Here is an 11,894-nt window from a genome sequence, read left to right on the forward strand (position 1 = left end):
TCAGGCCACGGACAACGACCTCAGCTGCGCGAAGGAATCGCGGAGAACCTGCGAGAGGTCAAGGTCGTCACGTTCGGTGACCCACCGCTCGAAGGCGACGCGGAAAACGGCTACCCCGGTCTCCGCGGCGAGGCTCGCCTCCGGTTCCGTTACCCCGCGGCCACGCAGTCCAGCGGCGAGGGCGACGGCCAGCGACGCCATCTTGGTCAGCTCCCGCTCGCGCAACTCTGCGTTGGCGGCGATCACCGAGTAGCGCTGGCGCGCATGTTCGTGGTGCGGGCCAAGCGCCGACGCCGCGGCACCCAGGGCCAGCGAGATCGCCTCCATCGCAGACACCGAAGCCGGCGACGCGTCCAGTGCGGAGAGGATATTCGCCTGAAAATTGCCCGAGCCCGCGAAGAGAACCTCTCGTTTGTCGGCGTAGTAGCGAAAGAAGGTGCGCGCAGTGAGGCCAGCCCGCTCGGCGATCTCGGCAACCGTCGTCTGCTCATATCCGCGCTCGATGTAAAGCTCCATCGCCGCTTGTCCCAGCCGACCAGCCGCATCCGGCTGCCATCTCACCATGGAGCGAGTCTAGGCGATGTCACGGTATGACATGAAGTGCTACGGTAGTGATGTCATCAAGTGACATCACGCTCGACGGTGAGCGAGGACCTACGGAGGAAGTCATGCGCGTATTCGTCACGGGAGCATCCGGCTGGATCGGCTCCGCCGTCGTCTCGCAACTACTTGAATCGGGCCACGAGGTGGTCGGATTGGCCCGCTCTGATGCGGCAGCGGCGACGGTGGCCGATCTTGGTGCTGAGGTCCTCCGGGGCGACCTCAACGATCTCGACCTGCTGCGATCCGGCGCCGTCGACTCCGACGGCGTGGTTCATCTCGGCTATCACCACGATTTCTCCCAGATGGCGGAGGCGGCACAGTTGGATCGGCAGGCCATCGACGCCTTCGGCGCAGTCCTGGAGGGCAGTGGTCGACCCCTGGTCATCGCCTCCGGAACGCTCGGCCTGGCTCCGGGTCGAGTCGGGACCGAAGCGGATACCCCCGACCCCGGCGTCCACCCGCGGGTTGCCAACTCATCCGCGGCACTCTCTTACGCCGATCGGGGCGTACGTTCGGCAGCCGTGCGTTTCGCACCCACCGTGCATGGTCCGGGTGATCATGGATTCATCGCCGTTCTCGTCGCCATCGCCCGCGAGAAGGGCGTGGCCGGCTATATCGACGACGGCAGCAACCGCTGGCCCGCCGTGCATCGCCTCGATGCCGCCCGCCTGGTCCGCCTCGCAGTTGAGCAGGCGCCCGCGGGCTCGGTGCTGCACGCCGTCGCCGAAGAGGGTATTCCGACGCGGACCATCGCGGAGGCGATCGGCCGTGGCCTCGGCGTTGCGGTCGAGTCCATTCCGGCCGAGAAGGCCGATGAACATTTCAACTGGATCGGACGCTTCTTCGGTGCCGACGCCCCGGCCGCAAATAAGGTGACCCGCGAACTGATGAGCTGGGAGCCCACGCAACCCGGCCTGATCGCCGACCTAGACGAAGGAAGCTACTTCCGCACCGTCGCCGGGTGAGGTGCTACCAGCCCAGTTCGTGCAGCCGTTCGTCGCCGATACCGAAGTGGTGACCCACCTCGTGGATCACGGTGCGCCGCACCTGCTCGACCACCTCCTGCTCGTTTCGGCAGACGGCGCAGATCGCGTGCCGGTAGATGGTGATCTGATCCGGCAGCACGGCTGAGTAGTGCGAGGTCCGCGCGGTCAGCGGAACGCCCCGGTAGAGCCCGAGAATGCCCAGCTGCGGCGAATCCTGGTCAACGGTGACCGCGACATTGCGCATCACCCGGCCCAGCTTCGGGGGGAGGCCGTCCAGAGCCACCGACACCATCTGCTCGAACGCGGCAGGGTCAACCAGATCCATGGGTTCATCGTCCACCCTGTCGCTATGGATTCGGGAGGGCGTCACCCGGGAACACGAGATGGGCCTGGCGCACGCCGCCATGCGGCATCTCTAGCGGCATCTCTAGCGGCATCTCTAGCGGCAATGCGGCGTCCGATGGTCTGATGTACGCATGCCTATCACCAACGGCGAGATCGCCGAACTGGCAAGACAGGTCGTTGACCAGATCGACCCCACGCTGGGGATCGTGATCTCTCCGGCTGATCCGGTCGACCCCTATCGGTGGGAATCCGGAGCCTGGACGGTGACGGCCGGACGCGCGACCAGCTATGTCACCGCCGCGATGTCCCCGGAAGAGGCTCTCGCGAAGCTGACCGAGGACCTACAGCCGGGCTGATCGAGGTGCGCACGGTTAGCTGAGACGGCGGCGAATCAACCAGAACGACAGTCCGATGAGTATCGCCGCGAGTCCGACGTAGAGCGAGAACTCGTACCACTGAAAGGTCCAGTAGCGGCCGGCCGGCTGGTAGGTGACGTGCTGCTGATAGTCGGCCAGGCAGTGACCGGTGTTCAGGCACTCCGAGTCGGGCCTGATCTCGATGCTGCTCACGCTGTGGCCGGACGCGTCGGTGACGTAGTTGGAGATGATCCAGTCCCCGGAGTGGGTCAGTCCGACCGCAGGCGTGCCTGTCTTGGGCAGAATCCCCGGCGGCGGATCGATCGGACCGACCGCGCGCAGCGGACTGCGGAAGTGTGGTCGGATGCTGGTCAGCACGAGCACCTGCATCACGATGTACCCGACCAGGGTCACCGCCATCGCCGGCAGTGTGCGACGCAGCAGAATCCCCGCACAGACGCCGAGGGCGAAGGCGAAGGCGGCATAACCGATCGGGGCAATGTTGCGCTCGTTGAAGATGTCCTCCTGGAAGCGGCTGTTGTTCACCTCGTCGATCTGGCTGTACCACCAGGTGACGACGAGGCTCGCCAGCCCGGTGATTCCGACCGCCGCGACTCCGACGATGGCCACCTTCGCAGTGAGCCAGCGAACGCGGGACACACCCTGCGTCCAGACCATCCGGAACGTGCCACTCTCCAGCTCGCCGGCAACCAGCGGCGCACCCCAGAAGACTCCGATCGCGGCCGGCAGCACCAGCAGGAGGGGCCCCAGCAGTTGTCGCACCGGCGCATAGTGGGAGAGGAAGGCGTCATAGTTGGGGCCGCCGCAGTTGGGGTTGCTCGGACAGGTCGCGAGCCCACCGACGGTATAGATATGCCGCAGGTCAAAGCCGGTGAAGGCGAGCATGATCGCGAGCGCGGCCAGCAGCGCACAGACGGCGAGCCCTTGCGTGCGGAACTGCCGCCAGGTCAGCCAGGTCATCGTCGGATCCCCAGGGTCGGGCGATCATGGATGACCCGTTCGGTGGTCGGGCTCATGTAGGCGAGCACAAGGTCCTCCAGACTGACCCGCTCCACCGTCCAGTGCGGGTCGTGGATCGGTGCTTCGGTGCGGACGAGCAGCGTGCTCTGCCGATCGGTGTGGCTGGCCGAGATGACCGTCTGATCACTCGGCAGCGTCGAGGTGTCACGACGCGCGCCGACCAGCAGGTGATGGCTGCCCAACAACTCTTCGACGTCGCCGATGAGCCGCACCCGGGAGTCGATGAGCACGATCAGGTAGTCACAGACCCGTTCCAGATCCGCGACCAGGTGCGAGGAGAGCACGATACTGACGCCATCCTCAGCGACGATCTCCATCAGTGTCTGCAGGAACTCGCGGCGGGCGAGCGGGTCGAGGCTGGCCACCGGCTCGTCCAGCAGCAGCAATTCGGGGCGCTTGGCCGTCGCCAGCGTCAGGGCCAGCTGCGCCTGCTGGCCGCCAGATAGCTTGCCGGCTCGCTGCCCGGTATCGAGATTTAGCCGAGCGATACGACGCGCCGCCACCGAGGAGTCCCAATTCGGGTTCAGCCGGGCACCCAACGTCAGGTGATCGGCGACGCTCAGCCGGGAGTAGGTCGGGGTGTCCTGGGCGACGAAGCCGACTCGCCCCAGCTGCTCAGCATTCGCCGCGGGCGGCTGGCCCAGCACACTCACCGACCCCGTTGACGGGGCGAGCAGGCCCGCGGCGAGATTGAGCAGAGTCGACTTGCCGGCACCGTTCGGGCCGACCAACCCGACCACACGTCCGTCCGGAATCTCCAGAGTGCAGTCCGACAGCGCCCACTTGCGCCGGTAGCGCTTGCCCAGCGCCGCTGCTTCGAGGACCGCGCTCACGCTACGACTTCCTCGGCGGCGTCGCGAAAGGTGGCATCGAAGAGCGCCCGGATGCTCTCCGGGTCGAGGCCGGCCAGCCGGGCCTTGGCGAGCCAGCGTTCCAGGTCGCGCCGCAGCGCCGGGTGAGCGGCCCGCCCGCCCTCACCGAGGGTGGCGGTGATGAAGGTGCCCACCCCGGGGCGGGCGCTGGCCAACCCGGCATGCTCCAGTTCGCGGTAGGCCTTCAGCACGGTGTTCGGGTTGATGGCCAGCGTCGCGACGACGTCCTTCACCGTCGGCAACTGATCGCCCTCGTCGAGCAGCCCCAGACGCATGGCCTGCCGGACCTGATGCACGAGCTGCAGATACGGCGAGACTCCGGAGTGTGTATCCAACCTGAACTCGATCATCGTGTCCCGTCCGCTCACGCCAAAAGTGGCCTGCGCTAATTAACTAGGTAACTAGCACTATGACCTTGGCTAGGCGACTCTGTCAACCCTCACCGCGGAGTCTCCGACGGGGGCAGCAGCGAGCGCCGCCTCCGCGTCCGTGGGGTCGGGGTCGCGGAGGCGGCGCCTGCCTGGGGCGTCAGCTACCGATCGGAGTGGGGTCGATCGGCAGCGGCGGCACCGGCAGCGACCCGCGGATGCGGTCCTGGGCCTGGCACTTACTGGTGCAGTTCGAGGCACCGGCGGAGAGTTCGATGGCGTCCTCGCCGAGCACGCCGCCCATCCGCCCGCCTGAGGTGACGCTCCAGCTGGTGGTGGTGCCGTCCTGGAAGGTCTTCGTGGCGACCTGTGGGCTGTCCTTGCCCAGCAGCATCTGGTGGTAGCCGGTGGCACTCTGCGCCGGTGTCACCGGATCGAGCCCGTCACCGTAATTCACCTTGCCGGTAAAGGGATTCACGAAGTAGAAGAGAGTCGGGCCGAGTACATGCACCAACGTCACGGGCGTACCGAACTCCGGCTCCATCTGGAAGATGCCCCCGGTCGGGGCGTCCTTGGCCTGTACCTTCATCTTTCCGCCCGAGGTCGAGAGGGTCGCCACCAGGCTGTCGTCCTTCACCTCGAGTTCGGAGAGCCGGGCCCCGGATCGCTGCGCGCCGGTCAGCACCGGCACCTTGGAGGCGAAGATGACCGTCGGCTTGCTGACCATGCGATCGGGCGTCGGTGCCCCGGTCAGCGAGTAGCTGTAGACGCCCAGGGTCGCCGGATCGATGTCGAAGGTGACGTTGATGCCGCGCACCGCGATACGGCCGCTGACCGCAAGGTCCTTGAACTTGACGTCCTTGCCGAGGGCCGGGTTGTAGGTGACGCCATTGACGGTGACGGCGAAGTCGCCGGTCGCGCTGGCCTTGGCATCGGCTGTGGGTGCGGTCACGAGACCGACCGAAAGCGTTGCTGCGAGCAGCGCGACGGCAGCACCGCGCACGTGGCGGGAGGGGTGGGAGGGGATCATCTCTGGCTCCGTAGGTAGTGGGGGTAGAGGAGTGGCCGCGTCGTGCGACTCCTCACTTTCTCCCGTATCGGAGGTACTAGTTCCCATACGCCGATCGCAGTAGTACCGGGCGATTGAGCAGGTCGTAGTCCGATCGGCCTATGGCGAACTGAACTCTCGGTGCGGGAGAAACGTAGTAACCCCATTGAAAGGAAAAATCATGAAACGCCCTCTGCTCATCTCGGCCTTCGCAGTCGCGGCCGCAGCGGTCGCGGCGGCCCCGGCCGTCGCCGGCCTCTCCGGCAACCCCTCATTCAGCCATCAACTTCCGGTCCGGGTGCCGGCTCAGACCCTGGCGCCACTGCTGGTTGCCCATGAGGGAGACGACACGGCGTCCCCGAGCTCGTCGCCCTCGGCTGCCCCTTCCAGCGCCGGACGCTCCGCCGCTCACCCGCCGGTTCATCCCAGCCCGTCACCCGATGCCCAGGAGCGCCATTCCGCTGCACCGGCCCGCTCACCTGAGCTCGGTGACGATCGTGGTGCCACCATCGAGCCGGGCGATGATCACGGCGGCGCCGTCACCGCCACCACTGGACCCGCCAGCACTGGATCCGTCACGAATGAGCCCGGCGACGACAGCCGCCGAGGGTCATCCTCGCCCAGTGGAGAACACGGTCGGGGTTGAGGTCTTGAGCGAGGTCCGGGAGCAGGCGAGGGACGGCACTCGCGAGTGGGTGACCCTCGTCGAAGCCACTCCCCCAGGCGCACCCGAACCGCCGGTGCAACTGCGCCGGTTGGTGCTGCCGATTGCGGCGGCCGCGATCGCCGTGGCGCTCATCGTCGCGGTGGTCGGTTCGCTGGTCAGCCGGCGGATCGCCGAAGCGCAGGCCGTCCACGACGTAGCCCAACTGACCGATGTGCTGGCCGACGGTGTCATCCAGCCGGCGCTCAGCGACCAGATGCCGACCGATCCGGCCAGGACCGCGGCCGCGCTGGATCCCTTGGTGCGCCAGCGGTTGCTGCCGGCGTCGGTGGTTCGCGTGAAGATCTGGAGCCCCTCCGGCACCGTGCTCTACTCCGACGAGCCACGGCTGGTCGGGCAGACATTTCCGCTGGAAGAGGAGGCCACCGAGGCCCTCACCGAGGCCCGCACCGACGCGGACATCAGCGACCTGAGCCGGCCGGAGAACTCCTTCGAGCGCACCCAGGGCAAGCTACTCGAGGTCTACCGTCCGATCTGGACCCCGGACGGGCATCCGCTGCTCTTCGAAACCTACTTCCGCTACGACAGTGTGGCCCAGCGCAGTCACGAACTATGGCGCGGTTTCGCCGGAGTCATGCTGAGCAGCCTGCTGGCCCTTCTGCTACTGCTGGCTCCGCTGGTCTGGTTACTGCTCAATCGGGCCCGCCGGGTCCGGGCCCGCCAGGAGGAGGTGGTGCGGCAGGCCCTGGCCGCCTCGGAGGAGGAGCGTCGACGGATCGCCGCCTCGCTGCACGACGGGGTGGTCCAGCAGTTGGCTGCCACCTCCTTCGCCGCCGCCGGATACGCCGAGCAGGCGGGCGACACACCGCTCGGCGCCGGGCTGCACTCACTCGCCGACACCGTGCGGGGCAGCATCGCCGGCCTACGCTCACTGCTGGTCGACATCTACCCGCCGAGCCTGCGCCTGTCGGGACTGACGCCGGCTCTGCGAGACCTGGCCCGCGCTGAGGCGGCGGCCGGAGTTGAAGTGCAGGCGCGCATCGATGAGGCGGCCGCCAGCACCCTGCCGGAGGCGACACAGGAGGCCATGTTTCGCGTGGCCCAGGAGGCGTTACGCAACGCCGTCCGGCACGCGCAGGCCAGCCGGGTTGAGCTGGCGCTCTTCACCGAGGGTGAGACGGTCTGCCTACTCGTGCAGGATGATGGTCACGGGTTCACGGTCGCCGAGCCGGCCGGCAGCGACCATTTCGGGCTTCGGCTCATGGGCGACGCGGCCCGTCGCTGCGGGGCCCGGTTGGCCGTCGCCAGCGACGAGCGGGGAACCGCACTGAAACTCGAGGTGGCAGCGTGATTCGCGTTCTCGTCGTGGACGATCATCAGCTGGTGCGGGCCGGCTTGGCGACACTCCTCAACGCCGCGCCCGACATCGAGGTGGTCGGAGAGGCGGCCGACGGCGCGGCTGGCGCGGACGCCGTGCTCGAGCTACTACCCGACGTCGTGCTGATGGACCTGTCGATGCCGGTGCTCGATGGCGTCGGCGCCATCCGGCGGATCAGCGCCGAGGCACCGCCGGCGCGAGTCGTCGCGCTGACCTCCTTCTCCGACCATCAGCGGGTGAGTGAGGCCCTGACGGCCGGGGCCGTCGGGTATCAGCTCAAGGACTGCACTCCGGCGCAGCTGCTGGCCGCGGTGCGTGCGGCGGCCGTCGGCCAGGTGCCACTGGACCCGCGGGTTGCCGGCGCGCTGCTGCCGACGCGACAGGCGCAGCCGGCCGAGACCCTGAGTGCCCGCGAGGTCGAGGTGCTGCGGCTGACGGCGTCGGGCTTGGCCAACAAGCAGATCGGACGGCGCCTGGGCATCAGTGAGAGCACCGTGAAGGTCCATTTGAGCAACATTTTCAAGCGGATCGGCGTGACCGACCGGACTTCGGCCGCGATGTGGGCCCGCGAGAATCTCCCGGCGGAGTAGCCCCGCCGGCCGCGGTCAGGCCGACAGCCGCCAGGCCAGCAACCCGAAGAGCACACCCAGCGCGTTGGTGGCCCAATGCAGTCCGATGCTCGGCAACAGGCTGCCGCTTCGCCGGCGCAGCTCGCCGAAGACCACACCGCCGAGAGATGTGAAGATAACCGCGCCGAGTACCGAGACGACCTGGGCGGCGCCGCTCGACCCGCCGAGCGCATTGCGAATGGCGTCGTTGCTCGCGGCCAGATTCAACGATGGCAGCACATGCCAGCATCCGAAGAGCAGAGACGTCGAGATGAGTACCCAGCGCGGCTTCAGGACCCGGCTCAGCAGTCCCCAGAGGACAGAGCGGAACGCGACCTCCTCCAGCAGCACCGTCCCGATCGGGATGCGCACGAAGGCCGTGAAGAACGCGGCCGCGGCACCGGTGTGATACCGGTCGTCGCGAAAGGCGTCACGGGTAAGCGGAATCAGCACGCCGACCAGGTAGACGAGCGCGACCAGAGCGATCAGCACGGCGGCCCAGCGCAGACCGGTACCGAGCCGGTCCCGGCCCAGCCCGAGCTCACTCCAGCTCAGCCCGATCGCGCGGGCCAGCACCAACAGCACGACGGCGGCCAGCGGGCCGAGCCAGAGGCTGCTGCCGTGCACATAGTGGTCAGCCACGTTCAGCGCGACAAGAAGGAGGATGACACCGCAGACGGCGAGCACAACGCCGCTACGCGATAGTTGCCGAGCCCCACCCTGAGGCGACGCCAACGTCATTCGAACCCGAGGAGGAAGTCCCCCGGGGCCCCGGCAGACCACACCGCAGCGCCCACGACACAGCGCACGGCACGGCGACAGGTCACCATCCGATAGTAACGGGCTGCGTTGCGGTGGCTTGGCTACGCCGCCTGCTCACTCCATGAGTCCAGGGCACCGGCCGGCTCCAGTTGCCACTGGGCGAGCGGGCGACCGAAGTAATAGCCCTGGGCGAATCCGCAGCCCAGCGCTTGGAGAGTCTCGGCCTGGTAAGCGTTCTCGACCCCCTCGGCGATGATCGTCAGTTCCAACGCGTCAGCCAGGGCCACGATCGTCTTCAGCACCGTCATCCGTTTGCCGCCGGAGGCGATGGAGGCGACGAACGACTGGTCGATCTTCAGGATGGTCGCCGGGAGATTGTCCAGCCGGCTCAGCGACGAGTAGCCGGTGCCGAAATCGTCGATGGCGATCTCCGCGCCCAATTCCCGCAACCGGCTCAGCGTGGCGATCACCTCTGGGTAGTCGGCGTCGAAGGTCGACTCGGTGACCTCGATGGTCAGGTGCTCGGCGCCGAGGCCGGTCTTGGCCAGGACCGCGGCGACGTTCTCCGCATACTGAGGATTGCGGAGCTCGTGCCCGGAGGCGTTGACGGCGATGCTGCGCGGCATTCCAGTGCGCCCCATATGAGCCGCCGTCGCTGCGCACGCCTGCTCGAGAACCCATTCGCCGAGCGGGTGGATCGCCCCACTCTTCTCGGCCTCGGGGATGAACCGGTCCGGCCCGACGAGGCCGCGGTCGGGGTGAATCCAGCGCACGAGTGCCTCATCGCCGACCACTCTGCCGGTGCGCAGGTCGACCACCGGCTGGAAGTGAACCGCGAACTCGCCGGCGGCGAGGGCACGGTAGATCTCCTCGGCCGCGCCATCGCTGACGTCGACGCCGTGCTGCGATGTGCGACCACCGCCGCGATTCTTCGAGTCGTAGAGAGCGAGGTCAGCCCGTCCGAGCAGCTTCGTGCGCGAATCGCCCTCGCGCAGTTCGGCCACGCCGACCGAACAGGCGATCTCGCCGATGACCGCCTGGCGCAGCTGGTCACCGAGCGCCGCGGCCTGATTGGCCGAATAGCCCGGAAGAATAAGCGCAAACTCGTCACCGCCCTGACGGCAGAGCAGCTGCCCAGGGGTGACGATCTGGCGCCAGGTGCCGGATACCGAGCAGAGCAGCCGGTCCCCCTCGCCGTGGCCGTGGACGTCGTTGACGGCCTTGAAGTCGTCGAGGTCGAGCAGCACGACTGAGAGCAGTTGGCCGTTTCGCTGGGCCTGAGTGATCGTCTCACTCAGTCGGGAGTCGAACTTGCGCCGGTTGGCCAGCCCGGTCAACGAGTCTCGCTCGGCGGCGGCCGCAGCCCGAGCCAGCCAGGCGACGGTGCAGGCCACCGTGAAGAGAATCGCGTGCTGAATAGCGACATCCGACAACGGAAGGCCGGCCTTGCGAAAGGCGAAGCAGGCGCAGACCTCGATGAACAGCACCTGGGGTAGCGCCTTCACCCAGGGAAAGAAGGAGGCACAGCCGACGGCCGGGAGCAGGTACAGATATGAGGTGTCCACGGTCGCACCGGGACGACCGATGTAGCGAACCGACAGGGTGACCAGGATCGTCCCGCCGAAGATCAGGATCTGATCCTGCAGGCCGCCCAATTTGAAGTGGTGTCCAAAGCGCACGATCAGGTACCCGCCGACGATGCACATCGCGGCCAGCGTCCACTCGATCCAGCGCGTGGAGGGGGCGGAGGAGCCCAGCATCAGGGTGACGGCGCCGATGCTGCCGGCCAGGATGTAGGCGCTACCGGTGAAGAGCGCGAACAAGCGGTGCGAGCCGACCGCCGGGCTGCGGGTGGCCAGGGCCCAGGTCCGCTGCGCGCTCAGCGTGACAGCTGTCTTCTGGGTGTTCTTCTGGGTGTTCTTCTGGGTGTTCGGGGCAGCTTGAAGGAGTGCTTTACCACCGTAGGTACGCACACGACACTCCATTGTCTTGACCGAACGGTTGCTGTCTCCACAACAACGCCCTCAAGTCTGCCCCGTCGCGCTCACCTTGTCGCCACGAAATGAAGCAGGCTAGGCCGATGTGTCACCGATGTGTCACCGCACGTGCGGTATCGGATACCCGCCACGCCCGCGCCGTAGCCGCCAATGGCGTCGTACGCTGGGTGGACAATTCTGATCGAGGTCGGGAGCAGGTGCCATGACAACGCTCGCCATCATCGCGCTGACGGCGTTTGCCGTCTTCGCGCTCGCCGGGGTGCTTGTGTTGAGATTCGTCTGGAGATCCCTGCGCCAGGTGCGCGCGCGGATGTTCGGGGCGCGCTCCTACGTCACCGCACCCGGGCCCCGCCGGGACGCGATCACGCTGCGTCGCCGGCTGGCCGACGAGATGCGCTCGAGTCGTCAGATGCTCACCGCGGCCCCTGAGGCTCGAATGTTTCAGGCGCAGGCCGGGCCGGTGCTCATCGACATACTCACCACCGCCGGCGGCTTGGACGCCGAGCTGGCCGAGATCGAACGCTTCGTCGATCCCGGTCAGCAGCGAGCCGCGTTGGCGCTGGTCGCCCCGCAGGTGCAGCAGCTGATCGACACCAGCTACTCCGCCCGCCAGACCATCCTGCGCACGGCGGCGGCCGACCGCGAACGGGACCTCGCCTCGCTGCGCGACACCGTCGCCAACGAAGCCGCGTCGCTGGCCTCCTATCAACGCAGCAAGGACGACCTCGCGCTCTAGTCATCCCCGGCACTCTGCCCCGCGTTGTCGGCTTGCTGTGCCACGATGACACGATGACCCGATGACCCGATGACCCGATGACCCGATGACCCGATGACCCGATGACCCGATGACCCGATGACCCGATGAC

At 67.4% G+C, this 11,894-nt stretch carries 14 protein-coding genes; 6 read left to right on the forward strand and 8 right to left on the reverse strand.

Annotation, left to right across the window (positions count from 1 at the left end; all coding sequences use genetic code 11):
* On the reverse strand, positions 1–564 hold the full coding sequence (locus CPH63_RS18700; RefSeq protein ID WP_096304290.1) for a TetR family transcriptional regulator: 564 nt from the start codon (positions 562–564) through the stop codon (positions 1–3).
* 104 nt (positions 565–668) lie between these two features.
* Between CPH63_RS18700 and CPH63_RS18705 the strand changes: the two genes are divergently transcribed.
* Complete coding sequence (locus CPH63_RS18705; RefSeq protein ID WP_096305281.1) at positions 669–1,568, forward strand: SDR family oxidoreductase; 900 nt, start codon at positions 669–671, stop codon at positions 1,566–1,568.
* 4 nt (positions 1,569–1,572) lie between these two features.
* Here the strand turns inward: CPH63_RS18705 and CPH63_RS18710 are convergent, their stop codons facing one another.
* Positions 1,573–1,914 carry a metallopeptidase family protein gene (locus tag CPH63_RS18710; RefSeq protein WP_096305282.1) on the reverse strand — a complete coding sequence of 114 codons (342 nt, stop codon included), beginning with the start codon at positions 1,912–1,914 and terminating at the stop codon, positions 1,573–1,575.
* Between the two features lie 151 nt (positions 1,915–2,065).
* On the opposite strand from CPH63_RS18710, the gene CPH63_RS18715 reads away from it, so the two are divergent.
* Positions 2,066–2,290 (forward strand): hypothetical protein, encoded by a 225-nt coding sequence (locus CPH63_RS18715; RefSeq protein ID WP_096304291.1) that lies wholly within the window; start codon positions 2,066–2,068, stop codon positions 2,288–2,290.
* Positions 2,291–2,305: 15 nt separating this feature from the next.
* On the opposite strand, the gene CPH63_RS18720 is transcribed toward CPH63_RS18715, so the two are convergent.
* From CPH63_RS18720 to CPH63_RS18735, 4 genes are all read right to left on the reverse strand, one after another.
* Positions 2,306–3,271, reverse strand: a complete 966-nt coding sequence (locus CPH63_RS18720) for an ABC transporter permease (RefSeq protein WP_096304292.1) — start codon at positions 3,269–3,271, stop codon at positions 2,306–2,308.
* Positions 3,268–4,164: an ABC transporter ATP-binding protein gene (locus tag CPH63_RS18725; protein ID WP_096304293.1), complete on the reverse strand. Its 897-nt coding sequence runs from the start codon at positions 4,162–4,164 to the stop codon at positions 3,268–3,270. The genes CPH63_RS18720 and CPH63_RS18725 overlap by 4 nt, the downstream gene beginning before the upstream one ends.
* A complete protein-coding gene (locus tag CPH63_RS18730) occupies positions 4,161–4,553 on the reverse strand; it encodes a GntR family transcriptional regulator (protein WP_096304294.1) in 393 nt (130 codons plus the stop codon). The genes CPH63_RS18725 and CPH63_RS18730 overlap by 4 nt, the downstream gene beginning before the upstream one ends.
* Before the next feature lie 178 nt (positions 4,554–4,731).
* A complete protein-coding gene (locus tag CPH63_RS18735) occupies positions 4,732–5,601 on the reverse strand; it encodes a hypothetical protein (protein ID WP_157749648.1) in 870 nt (289 codons plus the stop codon).
* Between the two features lie 199 nt (positions 5,602–5,800).
* On the opposite strand from CPH63_RS18735, the gene CPH63_RS22445 reads away from it, so the two are divergent.
* From CPH63_RS22445 to CPH63_RS18745, 3 genes are read left to right on the forward strand one after another with little or no spacing between them, the layout of a single operon-like run.
* Positions 5,801–6,265 (forward strand): hypothetical protein, encoded by a 465-nt coding sequence (locus CPH63_RS22445; protein ID WP_157749649.1) that lies wholly within the window; start codon positions 5,801–5,803, stop codon positions 6,263–6,265.
* Positions 6,243–7,634, forward strand: coding sequence for a sensor histidine kinase (locus tag CPH63_RS18740; protein WP_157749650.1), 1,392 nt, complete (start codon positions 6,243–6,245; stop codon positions 7,632–7,634). The genes CPH63_RS22445 and CPH63_RS18740 overlap by 23 nt, the downstream gene beginning before the upstream one ends.
* Entirely contained in the window at positions 7,631–8,251 is a 621-nt protein-coding gene (locus CPH63_RS18745) for a response regulator transcription factor (protein WP_096304297.1), read from the forward strand. The genes CPH63_RS18740 and CPH63_RS18745 overlap by 4 nt, the downstream gene beginning before the upstream one ends.
* Before the next feature lie 15 nt (positions 8,252–8,266).
* Here the strand turns inward: CPH63_RS18745 and CPH63_RS18750 are convergent, their stop codons facing one another.
* Positions 8,267–9,010 (reverse strand): CPBP family intramembrane glutamic endopeptidase, encoded by a 744-nt coding sequence (locus CPH63_RS18750; RefSeq protein ID WP_096304298.1) that lies wholly within the window; start codon positions 9,008–9,010, stop codon positions 8,267–8,269.
* Between the two features lie 122 nt (positions 9,011–9,132).
* Positions 9,133–11,004 (reverse strand): bifunctional diguanylate cyclase/phosphodiesterase, encoded by a 1,872-nt coding sequence (locus CPH63_RS18755; protein WP_172892240.1) that lies wholly within the window; start codon positions 11,002–11,004, stop codon positions 9,133–9,135.
* Positions 11,005–11,230: 226 nt separating this feature from the next.
* On the opposite strand from CPH63_RS18755, the gene CPH63_RS18760 reads away from it, so the two are divergent.
* Positions 11,231–11,764 carry a hypothetical protein gene (locus tag CPH63_RS18760; RefSeq protein ID WP_096304300.1) on the forward strand — a complete coding sequence of 178 codons (534 nt, stop codon included), beginning with the start codon at positions 11,231–11,233 and terminating at the stop codon, positions 11,762–11,764.
* The last annotated feature ends 130 nt before the right edge of the window (positions 11,765–11,894 follow it).

It is taken from the genome of Jatrophihabitans sp. GAS493 (genome assembly GCF_900230215.1).
Classification (GTDB): Bacteria; Actinomycetota; Actinomycetes; order Mycobacteriales; family Jatrophihabitantaceae; genus MT45.